At 67.1% G+C, this 18,030-nt stretch carries 18 protein-coding genes; 12 read left to right on the top strand and 6 right to left on the bottom strand.

Features of this window, described 5'->3' with window-relative positions; all coding sequences use genetic code 11:
- Positions 1–142 precede the first annotated feature (142 nt).
- The gene (locus tag AC07U0_RS09390; protein ID WP_494719755.1) at positions 143–1,963 is read left to right on the top strand and encodes a peptide MFS transporter; all 1,821 of its coding nucleotides are present in this window, start codon (positions 143–145) and stop codon (positions 1,961–1,963) included.
- Positions 1,964–2,085: 122 nt separating this feature from the next.
- Here AC07U0_RS09390 and AC07U0_RS09385 read toward each other — a convergent pair whose 3' ends face one another.
- Positions 2,086–4,167 carry a TonB-dependent receptor plug domain-containing protein gene (locus AC07U0_RS09385; RefSeq protein ID WP_494719754.1) on the bottom strand — a complete coding sequence of 694 codons (2,082 nt, stop codon included), beginning with the start codon at positions 4,165–4,167 and terminating at the stop codon, positions 2,086–2,088.
- Between the two features lie 148 nt (positions 4,168–4,315).
- Between AC07U0_RS09385 and AC07U0_RS09380 the strand changes: the two genes are divergently transcribed.
- Positions 4,316–5,281: a TraB/GumN family protein gene (locus tag AC07U0_RS09380; protein ID WP_494719753.1), complete on the top strand. Its 966-nt coding sequence runs from the start codon at positions 4,316–4,318 to the stop codon at positions 5,279–5,281.
- Positions 5,282–5,284: 3 nt separating this feature from the next.
- On the opposite strand, the gene AC07U0_RS09375 is transcribed toward AC07U0_RS09380, so the two are convergent.
- The 5 genes from AC07U0_RS09375 to AC07U0_RS09355 form a co-directional block, all read right to left on the bottom strand.
- A complete protein-coding gene (locus AC07U0_RS09375) occupies positions 5,285–5,740 on the bottom strand; it encodes a hypothetical protein (RefSeq protein WP_494719752.1) in 456 nt (151 codons plus the stop codon).
- 93 nt (positions 5,741–5,833) lie between these two features.
- Complete coding sequence (tldD, locus tag AC07U0_RS09370; RefSeq protein WP_494719751.1) at positions 5,834–7,264, bottom strand: metalloprotease TldD; 1,431 nt, start codon at positions 7,262–7,264, stop codon at positions 5,834–5,836.
- A 123-nt stretch (positions 7,265–7,387) separates the two neighbouring features.
- Positions 7,388–8,173 (bottom strand): GIN domain-containing protein, encoded by a 786-nt coding sequence (locus AC07U0_RS09365; RefSeq protein ID WP_494719750.1) that lies wholly within the window; start codon positions 8,171–8,173, stop codon positions 7,388–7,390.
- Positions 8,170–8,763 carry a DUF1700 domain-containing protein gene (locus AC07U0_RS09360; protein ID WP_494719749.1) on the bottom strand — a complete coding sequence of 198 codons (594 nt, stop codon included), beginning with the start codon at positions 8,761–8,763 and terminating at the stop codon, positions 8,170–8,172. Before AC07U0_RS09360 ends, AC07U0_RS09365 begins: the two co-directional genes overlap by 4 nt.
- On the bottom strand, positions 8,760–9,131 hold the full coding sequence (locus AC07U0_RS09355; protein WP_494719748.1) for a PadR family transcriptional regulator: 372 nt from the start codon (positions 9,129–9,131) through the stop codon (positions 8,760–8,762). Before AC07U0_RS09355 ends, AC07U0_RS09360 begins: the two co-directional genes overlap by 4 nt.
- A gap of 277 nt (positions 9,132–9,408) precedes the next feature.
- Between AC07U0_RS09355 and coxB the strand changes: the two genes are divergently transcribed.
- The 10 genes from coxB (at position 9,409) to AC07U0_RS09305 (ending at position 18,029) form a co-directional block, all read left to right on the top strand.
- The gene (coxB, locus tag AC07U0_RS09350) at positions 9,409–10,380 is read left to right on the top strand and encodes a cytochrome c oxidase subunit II (protein WP_494719747.1); all 972 of its coding nucleotides are present in this window, start codon (positions 9,409–9,411) and stop codon (positions 10,378–10,380) included.
- Between the two features lie 20 nt (positions 10,381–10,400).
- Positions 10,401–12,083, top strand: a complete 1,683-nt coding sequence (gene ctaD, locus AC07U0_RS09345; RefSeq protein ID WP_494719746.1) for a cytochrome c oxidase subunit I — start codon at positions 10,401–10,403, stop codon at positions 12,081–12,083.
- A gap of 117 nt (positions 12,084–12,200) precedes the next feature.
- A complete protein-coding gene (gene cyoE, locus AC07U0_RS09340; protein ID WP_494719745.1) occupies positions 12,201–13,190 on the top strand; it encodes a heme o synthase in 990 nt (329 codons plus the stop codon).
- 13 nt (positions 13,191–13,203) lie between these two features.
- Positions 13,204–13,416 (top strand): cytochrome c oxidase system small membrane protein, encoded by a 213-nt coding sequence (locus AC07U0_RS09335; protein WP_494719744.1) that lies wholly within the window; start codon positions 13,204–13,206, stop codon positions 13,414–13,416.
- Positions 13,413–14,003, top strand: a complete 591-nt coding sequence (locus AC07U0_RS09330; protein ID WP_494719743.1) for a cytochrome c oxidase assembly protein — start codon at positions 13,413–13,415, stop codon at positions 14,001–14,003. Before AC07U0_RS09335 ends, AC07U0_RS09330 begins: the two co-directional genes overlap by 4 nt.
- A 118-nt stretch (positions 14,004–14,121) precedes the next feature.
- Positions 14,122–15,000, top strand: coding sequence for a cytochrome c oxidase subunit 3 (locus tag AC07U0_RS09325; protein ID WP_494719742.1), 879 nt, complete (start codon positions 14,122–14,124; stop codon positions 14,998–15,000).
- Between the two features lie 24 nt (positions 15,001–15,024).
- Positions 15,025–15,396, top strand: a complete 372-nt coding sequence (locus tag AC07U0_RS09320; RefSeq protein WP_494719741.1) for a DUF983 domain-containing protein — start codon at positions 15,025–15,027, stop codon at positions 15,394–15,396.
- Between the two features lie 2 nt (positions 15,397–15,398).
- The gene (locus AC07U0_RS09315) at positions 15,399–16,112 is read left to right on the top strand and encodes an SURF1 family protein (protein ID WP_494719740.1); all 714 of its coding nucleotides are present in this window, start codon (positions 15,399–15,401) and stop codon (positions 16,110–16,112) included.
- 50 nt (positions 16,113–16,162) lie between these two features.
- Positions 16,163–17,377, top strand: coding sequence for a M16 family metallopeptidase (locus tag AC07U0_RS09310; protein WP_494719739.1), 1,215 nt, complete (start codon positions 16,163–16,165; stop codon positions 17,375–17,377).
- Positions 17,378–17,426: 49 nt separating this feature from the next.
- A complete protein-coding gene (locus tag AC07U0_RS09305; protein WP_494719738.1) occupies positions 17,427–18,029 on the top strand; it encodes a GNAT family N-acetyltransferase in 603 nt (200 codons plus the stop codon).
- The last annotated feature ends 1 nt before the right edge of the window (position 18,030 follow it).

Below are 18,030 nucleotides of genomic sequence, written 5' to 3'. Positions count from 1 at the left end.
TCCGGTCTTTCCCGGCGTGCTGCTTATGCGCCCAATCGCGCCGGATGGGCGCACCTGAAGGAGCAGTCGCTTGAGTATGACGGATGGGGGAGGGGCTGTTGAGGCGCCTCACAAACAGTTTCTGGGTCACCCACGGGGGTTGGTGATCCTGTTCTTCACCGAGATGTGGGAACGGTTCTCCTTCTACGGCATGCGGGCCTTGCTGGTCCTGTATCTGACGCAGCATTTCCTGTTCGACGCGAACAACGCCCAGGGCATCTACGCGGCCTATGCGGCTCTGGTTTATCTGATGCCGGTCATCGGCGGGGCCATCGCCGACCGCTTCCTGGGCTCACGAAAGGCCGTCACCATCGGCGCGCTTCTGCTGGTGGCCGGTCACTTCCTGATGGCGTTCGAGGGATCGGGCGGCAAGGAGTTCATCCAGTACCAGGGCCGCGAATATCCGATCGCGGTCGAGGGTCGCGACACCAACCGCCAGCTGTTCATCACGGATGGCGACAAGCGGGTTCCGATCCACATCAGCCCGGAAGGGGTGCGCGTCACCAACCTGCCCACGGCGACTGAAACCGCCCAGGCCGAAGCCGCCGCGCCCTCGGCTGCAGCCGTTCCGGCCTCCGCCACCGTGACCGATCCGGCCGCGGCCGCGGTTCCTGCGGACGGTCCGGCCGCCGCTGCCGCCACCTCGCCCGAGGCGACGGTCGCCCGCGCCCAGGCCGAGAACGCCGCCGCCGGCTTCCCGGCCCGGATCGCGCCGGGCGGCTATGAGATCAAGAAGGTCGTCGACCTGCCCGGTCAGGCGACCCTGTTCTTCGCCCTGGCCCTGATCATCGTCGGCGTCGGCTTCCTGAAGCCGAACATCTCGACCGTGGTGGGTTCGCTCTATGAACAGGGCGACCGTCGTCGCGACGCCGGCTTCACCATCTTCTATGTCGGCATCAACCTGGGTTCGGTCCTGGCCTCGGCGGTCTGCGCCTGGCTGGGCATCAAATACGGCTGGAAATACGGATTCGGCCTCGCCGGTATCGGCATGCTGGCCGGTCTGGTAACCTTCTGGCTGGGCCAGAGCTGGCTCGGCAACCGCGCCGACCCGCCGGCGACCGCCAAGCTGGACAAGAAGACCTTCGGCATCCCGCGCGAGGCCTGGATCTATATCCTGGGCATCCTGTTCGTCGTGCCGATGTGGCTGATCGTGCAGCAGCACGACGCGGTCGAGGCCTCGCTGCTCTATCTCGTGCCGGCCGTCTTCATCGGCCTGCTGGCTTATTCAGTGATCTTCATCAAGGGCGACGGGCGCTGGAAGATGCTGGCGGCTCTGCTGCTGACCATGTTCTCGGTGGTCTTCTGGGCCCTGTTCGAACAGGCGGGCTCCAGCCTGACCCTGTTCGCCGACCAGTCGACCGAAATCCCCGGCTGGTTCAATGCGGCCATGACCCAGACCTTCAACCCCGGCACCATCATCATCTTCGGCCCCATCATGGCCGGTCTGTGGGTGTGGCTGGGCAAGAAGGGTCTGGAGCCCAATGTGCCGGTCAAGTTCGGCATGGCCCTGGTCGGCGTCGGCGCCGGCTTCCTGCTGCTGGTGTGGGCCGCCAACACCCAGGCCGACAGCGCCTTCAAGGTGCCGTTGATCTGGCTGTTCCTGGCCTACTTCCTCCACTCGATCGCCGAGCTGATGCTGTCGCCGGTCGGCCTGTCCATGATCACCAAACTGTCCGTGCCGCGGATGGTCGGGATGATGATGGGCGCCTGGTTCATGGCCTCGGCCCTGGCCCACATCATCGCCGGCCTGGTCGCCAAATCGACCTCGACCGAGACGGTCGGCGGCGTGGTCACCAACCCGGAACTGGCGCTGGCGACCTATGCCAAGGTCTTCCAGGAGATCGGCATCTGGGGCGTCGGCTTCGGCGTGCTGCTGCTGCTGGGCTCGCCGGTCCTGAAGTGGATGATGAAGGGCGTGAAGTAGCGCTCCTCAAAATCGGTTGAAATGAAAAGGGCGGCGCCTCCGCAGAGGCGCCGCCCTTCTTCTTTGCGCTCAAGCAGCGAGCGACCCCGTCGCTCACGTTAGGGCCTCGCGCAGCGACCCCTCTAGAACGTCTTCCTGACCCGGAAGGACCAGAAGGTGCGCGGGTCGATCTGGCGATCCTCGGTGAACAGGACCGTCCCGGCGGCGCGGTCGGAGTAGACCGTCCGGTAGGGTTCGAAATCGTCCCAGATGTTCAGCTGGCCGCGGATCGAGATGGTCGTGGTCGGCTTGTACTCGATGAAGGCCTCATAGTAGCCCGCGCCGCGCCAACCCGAGACCTGGTCCGGATAGAATGACTTCTGGCCCAGACGCGGCAGGACGTTGATGCCCCACTGGGTCTTCCACGAATGGATGTCCTGCGAGAAGCCGATATTGGCCTGGCTGGCGCGCACGCCCGAGATCGGACGGCTTTCCTGGGTGGTCGGGTCGGTGACTTCGGTCTTGTTCCAGTCGTTGCGGAAGGTGAAGCGGCCGCCGGGAATGTGCAGCTTGTCCATCGGGACGACGATGTTGACGGACAGCTGGTCCAGGGTCCCGTCGCCGATGTTGCCGGTCGCCGACAGGCCGCCGGGCAGGGGCAGGCTGTCGATCACGTCGATGATCTTGTCGTGGCGATAGCCGATGGAGACGATACCCTCGCCCCAGAAGCGGCGCTCGTAGGTCAGTTCCGAGATCCAGCGCTGTTCCGGCTCCAGATCGACGTTGCCGCCATAGACGTTGCCGTCGTTCAGGTCGGCCGAGGCGGCGAAGTCGCCGAAGTCCAGCTGGCCCAGCTCGCGCTCGAAACGGAAGCGCAGCTGGTTGTTGGGCATGGGCGTCCAGGTCGCGAGGAAGCGCGGCTTGGCGAAGAAGAAGCTCTTCTCCTGATCGGCGTCGCCCGACTGGCTGATGGTCGAGGCCTCCATGCGCAGGCCGCCTTCCAGGGTCAGGTCGGGATGGATGCGCCAGGTCGCCTTGCCGAAGGCCTCGCCGCGCGTCTCCTCGACCTTCACCGAGGCCGAGGGCAGGGGGATGTTGGTCCCGCCGATGGTGAAGGCCTGCTCGACCTCCAGCATATTGTAGGCGATCTCGGCGCCGGCCTCGAAGGTCAGGGCGGGCGAGCGTTCATTGCGGACCAGGCCGCGCAGGATGCTCTCGGACGAGTTGCCGCTGGCGTTGAAGGCCTGTTCCGGATCGGCGACGTTGTTGAACGTGGCGTTGCTGGTCGAGGTGTTGTCGAAGTCCTCGTACTGGTGGATCAGCCGGGCCTCGGCCGTCCAGCGGGCGTTCAGCGGGCGGGTGTAGACCAGGCCCAGTTCACCCGAGGTGCTGTCCTGATCGTCGCGGCTGTCGCGCAGCACGGTCGCCGAGGTCTGGGTCTGGACGCCGTGCCAGTCATTGGTCCCGAGGCGGGCAGTCAGGTCGATCTTGCCGCCGGCGAAGGGGCCCGCATAGTTGCCGCGAATGCTGTTGCCGCCGCCATAGCCGTCGGTGAACTGATGTTCGTCGCGGGTGACGGCGCCGTTGGCGTCGCGGCGGATCACCCGACCGACCCCGTTGGAATCGCTCATCCCCATGCCGTCGCTCAGGGTCACGCCCCAGCTGCGGTCGCCGTTGGTGGCGGTGAACTGGTAGCTGCCGCCGTAGATGTCCTGGCCGCCCTCGAACAGGGTGGAGTTGAAGGTCACGATCGACTGGTGGCTGGTCCCGCTCTTCAGGATCACGTTCACGACGACCGAATAGCCCTGCATGTCGATGCCGGCGGCGCCGCCGCGGACCAGTTCGATGCGCTCGACCCGGTTGGCCGGGGTGCGCGACAGGACGTTGGAGCCGGTGTCGTTCTTGGACGCCGGGCGGGCGTTGTTGATCAGGACGTTGCCGACCGCGCCCTCGAAGCCGCGGCTGCCGGAGCCGTCGTCGACCGAGAAGCCGGGGACGCGGTTGACCATGTCCAGGGCCGTATTCGGGCGCTGCTCGGCGAAGAAGTCCGGGGTGAAGACCAGGACGCCGCGCTGGGTCGCATCGGCGAGGGGGGCGACGCCGGGGCCGGCCTGGGTCGGGCCGGTCGGCACCGGGGCCTGGGCGACCTGGGGATCGGTCCCCGCGAAGGCGCCGCCAGCGCTCAGGATAAGGGCCGTAGTGGCCAGCAGGATTGTCTTGGTCATCGCCTGGGGTTCCCCTCTTTGGTGATGAGGGTTTTGGAGGGACAGGCGATCCGTCTCCAGTTACAAGGCTGAAAGGTGGATTAAATCGTCTCCATCATTACAGGAAAGTCATGTGGATGTTCTGTAATCATCGGGCCATTATTCGAACATGATGACATTCGGACGTTTGATTTCAGTGTTCGCGCTCTGCGCAGGCCTTGCCGCCGCGCCCCTGGCGATGGCCCAGACCCCGCCGCAGGACGAGCAGGTCGACACCGTCGATGAGGTGGTGGTGGTCGCCCGTCGCGCCGGGGCGCCGATGTGGGAGATTACCAGCGGCGACAGCACCGTCATTCTGGTCGGGGCGATCAGCGGGGTGCCGCGCGATTTCGAATGGCGGCCCGAGGCGCTGGAGGCGGCGACCGCCCGGTCGCAGCGCATCCTCTATCCGCAGGAGGGGCGGGCGTCGTTGAGCGACCTCTTCCGGCTGATCTGGCGCATCCGCACCATTTCCCGCCTTCCGGACGGCAAGACCACAGCGGACTATCTGTCGCCGGAGTGGCAGGCCCGGCTGGAGGCGTTGAAGGCCGGGGAGCGGACCGAGATCTGGCGCACCCAGAGCCCGGTCGTGATGAGCCTGGATCTGATGGAGGAGACCGGGTTCGACCGCAACGGACGTGGCGCGTCGGATGCGGTGCGTCGGGCGGCGCGCCGGGCCCATGTCGACGGCGGACCGATCGGCGTCGTCCGCGGCGACGAACTGGTCGACAATCTGATCACCCAGCCGCCGGAGATCTACCTGCCCTGTCTGGAGGCTTCGATCCGGGCGGCGGAAGCGGGCAAGGCGGGGGCGCAGGCGCGGCTGGAGGCGTGGCGGTCGCTGAAGGTGCCCGAGGTTCTGGCCACACCGCTGGATCAGGCGCTGAACCTGTGCTGGCCGTCGGGGGATCCGGAGATCGCACCCGTCCTGCGCGGCCAGTGGGCCGATGCCACCAAACTGGCCCTGACCCAGCCCGGCGTCACCATGGGCGTGGCGCCCTTGCGTATCCTCGCCGAGCCCGGCGGGGTGCTGGACCAGCTGGAGGCCCAGGGGCTGGAGATTAACGGTCCGATCTGGCGTGAAGATCAGCGCTAGATTTCAGTAGAACAGGCCGGGGCTGGACGCGGGCTCCGATCGCGGCGCGGGGCGGGACGCAGGCGGCGGCGCCGATTCGCGGTCGACGTAGGGATGGACCTCCTGCCCCGGCTGCGGCGGCGGCATCTGCTGGACGCGCGGCTCCACATAGGCGGGCTGTTCGGCGTAATAGTCGTCGGCGACAGCGGGCCCATCAGCCGCCGGCTGAGCTTCGGGCATCTTGCCGTCGAAGCCATTGTTGAGCTGGCCCACGTCCATGACGCCGCCGGGCGCGACGTCGGGCTCGACCGGCGCGACGACCGAGATGTTGAGGCCGGGGCCGCCGGCGGCGCGCGCTTCGTCATCGCCGCCCGCCAGCATCAGCCCACCCAGACCGAGCGCGGCGACGACCACGACCCCGGCGATGATCCACCGGGCCCTGGGCTGGCTGAGATAGTCGAGCACTTCCTTGCCGGTCATCGGCCTGATCCCTTCACGCCCTCACGGCGCCTTCACGGGGCGTCTCGATTGCGAAACCCGGCCGCCCCCGACCGGTTCCGGAGCGGTGTTTGCTCAGACCGCAGTGCCGCCGACGGTCAGGCCGCCGATCTTGAGCGAAGGCTGGCCGATGCCGACGGGGACACCCTGTCCGGCCTTGCCGCAGACGCCCACGCCCGGATCGAAGGCGAAGTCGTCGCCGATCATGGTGACGTTCTGCAGGGCCGTGGCGCCGTCGCCGATCAGGGTCGCGCCGCGCACGGGCGCGGTGATCCTGCCGTCCTCGATCAGATAGGCCTCGGTGCACTGGAAAACGAACTTGCCGTTGGTGATGTCCACCTGTCCGCCGCCGAAATTGGCGGCGTAGAGGCCGCGCTTTGTCGAGGCGATCATATCGGCCTGCTTGTCCTTGCCGCCTTCCATGAAGGTGTTGGTCATGCGCGGCATGGGCATGTGGGCAAAGGATTGGCGCCGGCCGTTGCCGGTGGCGCGCTGGCCCAGCTGCCGGGCCGAAAGCCGGTCGTTCATCAGCCCGACCATGATGCCGTCCTCGATCAGGACGGTGCGCGAGGTCGGGGTGCCCTCGTCATCCACGCTGAGCGAACCGCGGCGACCGGCGATGGAGCCGTCGTCGACCACGGTCACGCCCGGGGCGGCGACCCGCTTGCCCATCATCCCGGTGAAGACCGAGGAGCCCTTGCGGTGGAAGTCGCCCTCGAAGCCGTGGCCGATGGCCTCGTGCAGCAGGACGCCTGGCCAGCCGGCGCCGAGGACCACGTCCATCTCGCCCGCCGGGCAGTCGACGGCCTCGAGGTTGACCAGGGCCTGACGCAGGGCCTCGTCGACCTGGGCCTGCCAGCGTTCCGGGGCCACCCAGGCCTCGAAGCCTGCACGGCCGCCCGCGCCGGCGGAAGCGCTTTCGCGGCGACCGTCCTTCTCGACGGTAACCGAGACGTTCAGCCGGACCAGCGGACGGATGTCGCGCACCGTCATGGCGTCGGCGCGCAGGATCTCGATGGCCCGGCGCTCGCCGACCAGGGAGGCCGAGACCTGGACCACGCGCGGATCGCGGGCCCGGGCCCAGGCGTCGATCTCGGCCAGCAGGGCGATCTTGTCGGAGAAGGCGGGCGAGGCGAGAGGGTCGACCTCGTCATAGAGCTTCTGATTGGTGGCGCGCGGGCCTTCGGCGGTCACGCCCGCATGGCCGGCCTTGGCCAGGGAGGCGCTGTCGGCGGCGCGGCGCAGGGAGGCGGCGGAAATCTCGTTGGCGTGGGCGTATCCGGCCGTCTCTCCGGCGACGACGCGCAGGCCAAACCCTTCGGAGGCGTCATAGGCGGCGGACTTCAGCCGGCCGTCGTCGAACACCAGGGATTCCGATTCCGACCGCTCGAGGAACAGTTCTCCGTCGTCGGCGCCGACGAGAGCGCTTTCGAGGATGGACAGGGCTTCGGACGGGTCGACCCCGGCGGTTTCGAGGATCGGGGGCGGGGAGGTGTGGACGGTCATGGACGATAGATAGGACGCAGACGGCGGTTCGTCACGGGGAAGTGGGCGGACCGGGCCGAGCCCAAAAGAAAATCCCCCTCCCGGCGGGCGGAAGGGGGATCGGCAGGTCACGTGTCGGGGCGGTTAGTCTTGGCGGACGTCGCCCGAACCGGTGATCGACTGACGCAGGGTCGCCGGCGGGGTGGCGAGGTCGAGGTCGCCGGAGCCGGAGAGGTCCGCCACGACGGCGCCGGTCGGGGCGACCCGGGCGCCGCCGCTGCCGGAGATGTCGACATTGGCGTCGGTGGTCAGAAGGTCCGTCAGGTCGCCGTCGCCCGACCCCGTCATGGTCAGGTCCAGGGCCTTGGTGACGCCTGAGACGCTGAAGTCGCCGCTGCCGGAAGAGTCGATCGTCAGGGTCGGCTGGTCGTAGGCGCGGACGGTCAGGTCCGAGGAGCCGCGCAGGTCGAAGATCTTCACGGCCGGGGCGGTGACCACGATGTGGACCTCGCCGCTGTCGACCCAGATGCCCCGGCCATTGGCGCGGCGCCCGAAGACGATGGTTTCGCCGTGGTGGCTCTCTTCGCCGGTCCAGACCAGTCGGTCGCCCTCGATGCGAACCTTGTCGACCCGGTCGGCCGGGCCCCGGACGGTGATGCCGGGGGTGTCGCCCTGGACGTATTCGACGTCCGCGGACAGGTCGACCACCAGTTTGTCGCCGCCGGCCCAGGCCAGGGTGCGGGTGACCTCTTCGGCGTGTGTTCCGTCCTGACGGCTGATGATCAGGTCGCCGCCGTCGCCGTGACCGGGGAAGGTCCAGTTCCAGCCGTGGGCGGCCATGTCGCGGCCGCCGATGGCGACGCCGCCGGCCATGGAGGCCAGGGCCAGCACGAAGGCGGCGCCGGCGATGACGAGAAGGGTGCGGATCATGCCGGATCTCCCGAGGTCGAGTTGACAGCGTGGGGTTCAAGGGCCGGCTTGAGCAGCCGGTAGTGCAGGCGGGCGAACCAGATCAGGCCGTTCACCAGCAGGATGGTGGCGATGGACAGCAGGGCGCCGACGGTGACGGCACAGGCCATCAGGCCCAGGCCGATGAAGAAGGCCGCGAGGCCGCCGCCAGGGAAGGCGGCGAAGGGACCGGCGACCATCACCGCGATACCCGAGCCGAACAGGGCCACGACCGCGACGAAACAGCCGAACAGGGTCCCGATGACGCCCATCAGGATCGGCAGCAGGATGATGATGTCGATCGCGCCCAGGCCCAGGACCGCGAAGACGGCGCCGGCTGCGGCAGACGGGGTCTGTTCCTGGGTCCAGCGCCTGACCCCGGCCTCGGCCTTGAGTTCGCGCGCCAGACGGTCGGGATCGCCGAGCGCATCCGCCACCTCGGCCTCGGATCGGCCGGCGGCCTTGCCGTCGTCGAAATGGGCCTCGTAGTCGTTGAGGATGTCGGCGGCGGTCGAGGTCGGCAGTCCGACAAGGCCCCGCTTCAATCGGGCGAGAAAGTCGGCGCGCGTCATTTGACGTCTCCAGTCGTGAGGGTGGTTTCGGGCACGGGCGTCAGCGGGGCCTCGTTGAGGACCGCATCGACCGCGTCGGTGAACGTCTTCCAGTCCGCGGTCTGGACGGCGAGCGCCTCGCGACCGGCATCGGAAAGACGATAATATTTGCGCGAGGGGCCGGCGCTGGATTCGACCAGATAGGTCTCGACCAGCCCGTCGGACTGCATCCGCCGCATCAGCGGGTAGATGGTGCCCTCGCCCATGTCGATCGCATCCGACAGGCGGCTGGCGATCTCATAGGCGTAGCTGTCGCCTCGCTTCAGGAGGGCCAGGACGCACAGTCCCAGCACCCCCTTCTTCAACTGGATCTCTATGGTTTCGGGCACGTCGTGTCCTCCTTCGATGAAGAGAGACTATGGCAAGGTATCGTGCGTCGCAAGGTAGCTGTTTAAACATGTATGCGATTTAATGATCGACCCTGATGACTGTGTGGCTTCTTCGCGGCCCCGACCGCTTGGCAAGCGCGAAACGAGCCGATAAGGACCGGCAGAGCGCCGTGTTCAGAGAGCGCGGCGGGCGTTGCGAGTCGCTCGCAAAGGCCTGTTGCAAATGGGTTTATGGGGGTTCCGCATGGGATTGGGGCTGGGGCAGAACATGGCGCGTATGCGCAGGACCGCAGGTGGGCTGATGGCCTCCGCGGCGGTGGCGCTTATGTCCGCGCCGGCCTGGGCGCAGGATCGTCTGGGTCAGCCTACGCCCGGCGGGATCGACCTGCAGCCGGCGGCCTCCGTGCTCAAGCGGGACGCCATCTTCTTCCACAATGCGATTCTGCTGCCGATCATCACCCTGATCTGCGTCTTCGTTCTGGCGCTGATCGTGTGGATCGTGATCCGCTACAACAAGAAGGCCAATCCGGTCCCCGCGCGCTGGAGCCACAACACCGCCATCGAAATCGTCTGGACCGTGGTCCCGGTGCTGATCCTGGTCGGCATCTCGTTGTTCTCGTTCCGGCTGCTGTTCGCCTACCACGACACTCCGCCCGTCGACCTGACCATCAAGGCGACCGGCAACCAGTGGAACTGGGCCTACGAATATCCGGACCAAGGCATCCCCGAATATATTTCCAACGTCCTGCCCGAGGCCGAGCTGGCCAAGCGCGGCATGCCGCACGACCTGTATCGCCTGGCCGCCGACGAGCCGCTGGTGGTGCCGGTCGGCAAGGTGGTCAAGGTGCTGGTCACCGGCGCCGACGTGATCCACGCCTTCGCCCTGCCGGCCTTCGGCCTGAAGACCGACGCTGTCCCGGGGCGGGTCAACGAGACCTGGTTCCGCGCCGAGCGTGAAGGCGTCTTCTACGGCCAGTGCTCGGAGCTGTGCGGCGACGACCACGCCTTCATGCCCATCGAGATCCACGTCGTCTCCCAGGCGGCGTTCGAACAGTGGGTCGTGTCCAAGGGCGGTTCGATGACGAAGAAGGATGATGCGGCCGCTGCCGCCGCGACCGCCATCGCGACCACCGCCACGGCTGCTGCTGACGCCGCCGAACCCGCAGCCGCCGCCGCCCCTGTGGGCGCGACCACCGGCGCCCCCGCAACCGCTCCTGCCGCGGCGCCCGCCGCGCCGGCCGCCCAGTAATCGCGAGCCTGGAAGAGATCATGGCCACCGACATCACTGCTGACGATCACGCGCACGGGCACGACGCCGCCCACGACGCTCATGACCACAAGCCCGGCTTCTTCACCCGCTGGTTCCTGTCCACCAACCACAAGGACATCGGCACCCTGTATCTGCTGTTCGCCATCATGGCGGGCATCGTCGGCGGCGCCCTGTCGGGCCTGATCCGCTGGGAACTGGCCGAGCCGGGCATCCAGATCTTCCGCGAGGGTTCCTCGATCAACCTGCTGGGTCTCGTGGACCAGTCCAAGCACGGCTATAACGCCGTGGTCACCGCCCACGCCCTGATCATGATCTTCTTCATGGTCATGCCCGCCATGATCGGCGGCTTCGGCAACTGGTTCGTTCCGATCATGATCGGCGCGCCGGACATGGCCTTCCCGCGCATGAACAACGTGTCGTTCTGGCTGCTGGTCGCCGCCTGGGTGCTGCTGATCATCTCCATGTTCTCGGACGGCGGTTCGGGCCACGGCATCGCCGGCGGCTGGACCATCTATCCGCCGCTCTCGACCAAGGGCGCCCCCGGACCGGCCGGCGATCTGGCCATCTTCGCCCTGCACGTCGCGGGCGCCTCCTCGATCCTCGGCGCGGTCAACTTCATCACCACCATCTTCAACATGCGCGCCCCGGGCATGACCCTGCACCGGATGCCGCTGTTCGCCTGGTCGGTGCTGATCACCGCCTTCCTGCTGCTGCTGTCGCTGCCCGTTCTGGCCGGCGCCATCACCATGCTGCTGGCCGACCGCAACTTCGGCACCAGCTTCTTCGATCCGGCCGGCGGCGGCGACCCGGTGATGTTCCAGCACCTGTTCTGGTTCTTCGGTCACCCCGAAGTATACATCCTGATCCTGCCCGGCTTCGGCATCATCTCGCACATCGTCTCGACCTTCTCGCGCAAGCCGGTCTTCGGCTATCTCGCGATGGCCTACGCCATGGTCGCCATCGGCTTCATCGGCTTCATCGTGTGGGCGCACCACATGTACACGGTCGGGATGTCGGTGAACCTGCGCGCCTATTTCGTCGCGGCGACCATGATCATCGCCGTGCCCACGGGCGTGAAGATCTTCTCCTGGATCGCCACCATGTGGGGCGGCTCCATCAGCTTCAAGACGCCCATGCTGTGGGCGATCGGCTTCATCTTCCTGTTCACCGTCGGCGGCGTGACCGGCGTGGTCCTGTCGAACGCCGGCATCGATTACAGCCTGCACGACACCTATTACGTGGTCGCCCACTTCCACTACGTCCTGTCGCTGGGCGCGGTGTTCGCGATCTTCGCCGGCTTCTACTACTGGTTCGAGAAGATGTTCGGGGTGAAGTACAACGAAGCCCTGGGCTGCGCGCACTTCTGGATCATGTTCGTCGGCGTGAACGTGATCTTCTTCCCGCAGCACTTCCTGGGCCTTCAGGGCATGCCGCGTCGCTACATCGACTATCCGGACGCCTTCACCCTGTGGAACCACGTCTCGTCGATCGGCTATGTGATCACCATCGTCGGCGTCGGCGTCTTCCTGATCATGCTGGCCGAGGCCGCCATCCGTCGTCGTCCGGGCGTCGCCAACCCGTGGGGCGAAGGCGCCACGACGCTGGAATGGACCCTGTCCTCGCCCCCGCCCTACCACCAGTTCAACGAACTGCCGGTGGTCAAGGACGAGCACGAGCACTGAGACCGGCGCTCCCGGAAGCGGGAGCGAAGGTCGAAGCGAAACACGGAACCCCGGTGGCCGCCGCGCCGCCGGGGTTCTTCTCTTCCAGCGCCCCGGATCCGGGGGTAAGAGACCCGCGTGACCAAGATCGCCGCCACCCCCGTCCTCTCCACCGCCCAGCCGGAAGACTATTTCCAGCTGCTCAAGCCGCGCGTCATGTCGCTGGTGGTGTTCACCGGCGCGACCGGTCTGGTGGTGGCGCCGGGGTCGATCAATCCGTTCGTCGCGGCCATCGCCATCCTGTGCATCGCCGTCGGCGCGGGCGCGGCGGGGGCGCTCAACATGGCCATCGAGGGCGAGACCGACGCCCTGATGCGGCGCACGCGCGGTCGCCCTGTCGCGGCGGGCCGCGTCAACAAGAACGACGCCATGGCCTTCGGGGCGGTGCTGAGCCTGTTCTCGGTCATGCTGCTGGGCATGAACACCAACTGGCTGGCGGCCGGTCTGCTGGCCCTGACCATCGTCTATTACGCCGGCTTCTACACGGTGATGCTGAAGCGCCGGACGCCCCAGAACATCGTCATCGGCGGCGCGGCGGGCGCCCTGCCGCCGGTCATCGGCTGGGCCGCGGCGACGGGGTCGGCTCCGTGGCAGGCCTGGCTGCTGTTTCTGATCATCTTCCTGTGGACCCCGCCGCACAGCTGGGCGCTGGCCCTCTATTCCGCCGGCGACTACGCCAAGGCGGGCATTCCTATGATGCCGGTGGCCCGGGGCGCGAAATCGACGCGGCTGCAGATCCTGCTCTATTCGCTGGTCTTCGTGCCGGTGGCCATCGCGCCGGGTCTGACCGGTCTGGGCGGCTGGATCTATCTGGCGGTGTCGGTGGTCGGCGGGCTCGGCTTCCTCGGTCTCGCCTGGCGTCTGTTCCGCTCGCGCGCCGGGGATCCGGTCGGCGCCGAGGGGCCCGACAAGGCCGACACCGTGGGGCGAGAGGCCGCATTGTACGACGTCAAACAGGCGTCGAAACCGGCCCGCAACCTGTTCGCCTTCTCCATCCTGTATCTGATGGCCCTGTTCGCGGCGCTGCTCGTCGAGAACCTGTCCAGCCTGCCGCCCGTTTCCCTGTAGGACGCCGCTTACGATGGTCATCCAGCTTTCCCCCGCAGAGTTCGCGGCCCGCAGTCGCCGCAACGTCTGGATCGGCCTGGCCCTGGCGGCCTTCGTGGTCCTGTTGTTTTCGACCACCTTCCTGAGGATGCAGGCCAACCAGAAGGCCGAGCAGGAGAAGCAGGCCGCATTGGCCGCCGGCCCGATGCACCCCGAGAAGACCTACGATTCGACGCTGGCCCGATGAGCCAGCCCGCGAGCAAACGGGCGCGGATGATCGCCGCGATCTGCCTGCTGACCGTGATCGGCATGACCGGCGCCGCTTTCGCCGCAGTGCCCCTCTACCGGATGTTCTGTCAGGTCACCGGCTTCGACGGCACGGTGCGCCGGGCCGAGAAAGCGCCGGACCAGGTGCTGGACCGGATGGTGACGATCCGCTTCGACACCAATGTGCGCGACCTGCCGATGAAATTTGTCGCCGAACAGACGCTGCAGCGGGTGCGGATCGGCGAAACGGGCCTGGCCTATTTCGACGTAACCAACACCTCGGACCAGCCGATCCAGGCGCGGGCCGCCTACAACGTCGTGCCGGAATACGCTGGACCCTATTTCCAGAAGCTGCAGTGCTTCTGTTTCGACTCCCAGACGATCGCGGCCGGCGAGACCCGCAAATTCCCGGTCCAGTATTTCGTGGCGCCTGAATTGGCGACGGATCGGGAGGCCAGGGGGGCGACCGAAATCACCCTGAGCTACACCTTCTATCCGGCCAAGGACGGCGCGCCGCAGGCCTTGGGCAATGGCCAGACGGGGCTGGCGATTCCGACAAAAGGCTGAGGCTGCGGGCTTGCAGCAACGCTCGCCTCATTTTTGCCCCGCGCCCCGCTCGACGGACCGTCAAAATCGGCTATAGCCTGAAGCTGACGACTTTCGTGTTCTCAATGAGATCCTGTAGATGGCCGACAACCACGCCGCTCCGCATCACGACTATCACCTCGTGAATCCCAGCATCTGGCCGCTGTGGTGCTCGGCCACCACCGTGGTGATGATGCTCGGCGCGGTCATCTGGATGAAGGGCCTGTTCGGCTTCGAGGCCGGCACCCACTGGCCGTTCTTCGTCGGTCTGGTCCTGACGCTCGGCGGCATGGGCCTGTGGTGGGCCGATGTGGTCAAGGAAGCCAACCAGGGCGACCATACCCCGGTCGTGGCCATCGGCCTGCGCTACGGCATGGTCCTGTTCATCGCCTCGGAGATCATGTTCTTCGCGGCCTTCTTCTGGATGTTCTTCGAGATGTCGGTGTTCCACACCGCACGTCAACACATTCCCGAAGTCGCCGGTTGGGCCGACACCGCCAAGGCCTGGTCGGCCTGGCCGCCCAAGGGGATCGAGGTTCTGGACGCCTGGCAGCTGCCGCTGCTCAATACCGTCACCCTGCTGCTCTCGGGCTGCACCGTGACCTGGGCTCACCACGCGCTGCAGGTCGGTGACCGCAAGGGCGCCAAACTGGCCCTGGCCCTGACCATCGCGCTCGGCCTGCTGTTCACCTGCGTGCAGGCGTACGAGTACCACGAGATCATCGCCGAGAAGCTGTTCTTCAACGAGGAGGCCGCCAACTCGGGCCTCTATGGCTCCATCTTCTTCATGGCCACGGGCTTCCACGGCTTCCACGTTCTGGTCGGCACCATCTTCCTGATCGTCTGCCTGATCCGTCTGCTGAACGGCGCCTTCACGCCCAAACAGCATTTCGGCTTCGAGGCCGCCGCCTGGTACTGGCATTTCGTCGACGTGGTGTGGCTGTTCCTGTTCGCCTTCGTCTACGTCATCTTCGGTTGATCCCCGCTTTCGCGGGGATGACAAATGAACGCCGAACCTGAGGTTCCTGCACCGGCCCGGATCGACCCGATCCGGGCCGGTCTGCTTTGCCGCTGTCCGAACTGCGGCAAGGGCCCGCTGTTCGAGGGCTTCCTCAAGGTGGTCGAGCGGTGCGCGACCTGTGGTTTCGACTTCACCCGGCTGAACACCGGCGACGGGGCGGCCATCTTCATCATGCAGATCGCCGGCGGTATCGTGGTGTTCACGGCCCTGTATCTGCAGATCGCGCTCGACCCGCCGATCTGGCTGATGCTGCTGATCGCCCTGCCGATGTCGCTGATCCTGTCGCTGGGGCTGATGCGGCCCGGCAAGGGGCTGATGATCGCGCTGCAGATGAAGAACCGGACGAAGGGCTGACTGTGAAGCGCTTCCCGTGGATCCTGACGCTAACCGTCCTTCCCTGCCTCGTCCTGCTGATCGGGCTGGGCGTGTGGCAGGTCCAGAGGCTGCACTGGAAGGAAGGCCTGATCGATCAGGCCGACGCGGCCGCAAAGACGCCGCCGGCGGCCATCAACGAGGTTCTGATCGCGTCCGATCCCGAGTTCAGGAAGGCCCTGATCGTCTGTCCGGGCCTGCCGACCGCGCCCTATGTCGAGCTGCAGTCGATCCATGAGGGACAGGTGGGCGTGCGGCTGGTCTCGGTCTGTCGCGCGCCGGGAGAGGCGAAGCCCTTCCTGATTGATCGAGGCTTCCTGCCTGACACGGTGTCGGCGCGGCCGCGTGTGATCGAATCGACCCTGCCCCTGTCGCTGCTGGTGGAGCTTCGGCGCACGCCGAAGGCCGGGGGCGGGATGACGCCCGCGCCGGCCGGCAATCATTTCTACGCTCGTGACAGCGTCGCCATGGCCAAGGCGCTGGGGGCTCCGGACGCCTCGGAATTCACCCTCTACGCCCTGTCGTCCAGCAATCCGGAGCTGGGCGCGCTGCAGGCCTCGGCGCCGCCCGCCGCCTTCGCCAACAACCATTTCGGCTATGCCCTGACCTGGTTCGGACTGGCGGTGGCCCTGATCGGCTTCTATGTGGCCATGCTCCGTCGGCGACTGGCGCCGGCGTCCGCGAAAGACTCAAACTGACCGCCACCCTCCATACCCTCGCCAACGGCGTCCGCGTCGTCTGTGATCCGATGCCCGGCCTGAAGACTCTCGCCCTGACCGTCGCCGTGCGCGGCGGGGCGAGGTGGGAGAGCGAAGCGCAGTCCGGATGGTCCCATCTTCTCGAACATCTGGTGTTCAAGGGCGCGGGCGACATGGGGGCCAAGGACATCGTCGAGCGGATCGAGGCCGAGGGCGGCACGATCAACGCCGCGACCGGATACGAGCGCACCAGTTTCGAGGTCCGGGCGCTGGACGGCTCTCTTGGGTTGGCCATGCAGGTCGTTTCCGACCTCGTCTTCCGCCCGACGCTGGATCCGGCCGAGATCGAGCGCGAGAAGGACGTCGTGGCCCAGGAGATCGCCGAGGCCTTCGACACCCCCGACGACCATGTGTTCGAGATGGCCCAGACGAAGGCCTTCGCCGGCCAGTCGATGGGGCGGCCGATCCTGGGATCGGTCGAAAGCCTGAAGCCGGTCACGCGCGAAAGCATCGGCGACTGGCGCGCCCGGCTCTATTCGCCCGACCGGATGGTGGTGGCGGTGTCGGGAGCCGTCGATGAGGCTGAACTGCTCGACCTGGCGGGGCGCTGGTTCGGCTCGGCCGTGGCGAGGCCCGCCGAAGCGCCAGAGCCCGCGACCTTCACCGGCGGGGCGGCGACGCTGAGCCGCAAGATCGAACAGGCCAATATCGTCTTCCAGCTGCCGTCGGTGTCGGCGACCGATCCCGACATGACGGCCATGCGGCTGTTCACGGAAATCCTCGGCGGCGGCATGGCCTCGCGCCTGTTCCAGAGCGCGCGCGAGGAGCGGGGTCTGGCCTATGCCATCGACGCCTATCAGGAACCCTATGAGGACATCGGGGTGCTGGGTGTCTATGCGGGCGCCGCCGCCGACCGGGCCGTCGAGCTGGCCGAGGTCTGCGCCGACGAGATCAAGGCCCTGGCGACGGACGGGCCGACGGACGCCGAACTGTCGCGCGCCAAGGCTGTGGCCCGGGCTGGGCTGTGGATGTCGGACGAGAGCCCGGCCAGCCGTGCGGGCCGCAACGCCGCCCAGACCCTGATCTATGGCGCGCCTGTGTCTTCGGAGGACAGCGAGGCCCGGATCGAGGCGACGACGGCGGACGATCTGCGCCGGGTCGGGCAGCGGGTATTGGCTTCAGGCCTCTCCGCCACCTCGGTGCTGGGGCCCAGGGCGGCGAATCCGGCTGGCGCGGCTTTCGCCAAACGACTGAAACTCGCCTGAGGAAACTCACGGGTTCCCTTCCGGTCATCCCCCACGCTAACCTCTCGCCATGGCCCTTCTCGACTGGATGACGGATGCGACCGGCCCGGTGGTCGAAGGTCGGGGCGTGATCCTCAGGCCGCCGCGTATCGGCGACTATGCCGCCTGGGCCGATCTGCGCGAGAGCTCGCGCGACTATCTGCAGCCGTGGGAGCCGGCCTGGCCCGATGACGACCTGACCCGGGCGGCCTATCGGCGGCGGCTGACCGTCTATGCGCGCGAGATGGAGCTGGGCAACGCCTGGCCCTTCTTCGTGCTCGATCCGACCGGCCGCACCCTCTACGGCGCCATCACCCTGTCCAATATCCGCCGGGGCGTCGCCGAGACCGGGACCCTGGGCTACTGGATCGGCCGTCCCTATGCGGGCGAGGGGCATGGCACGGCGGCGGTAAAGGCCCTGGCGCGGCATGCCTTCCGCCAGCTGAAGCTGCACCGGCTCGAGGCGTCTTGTCTGCCCTCCAACGCCCCATCGCGGCGCGTGCTGGAGAAATCCGGCTTCCGGCTGGAGGGTGAGGCGAAGGCTTATCTTAAAATTAACGGCGCATGGGCAGATCATCTGCTGTTCGGCCTCTTGTCAGAAGACGCCGAACGGGCCGACTTAAGGTCCTCCTGAA

The organism is Brevundimonas sp. GW821-FHT02A10 (genome assembly GCF_059422025.1).
This window is presented reverse-complemented; position numbering and strand designations above follow the sequence as displayed.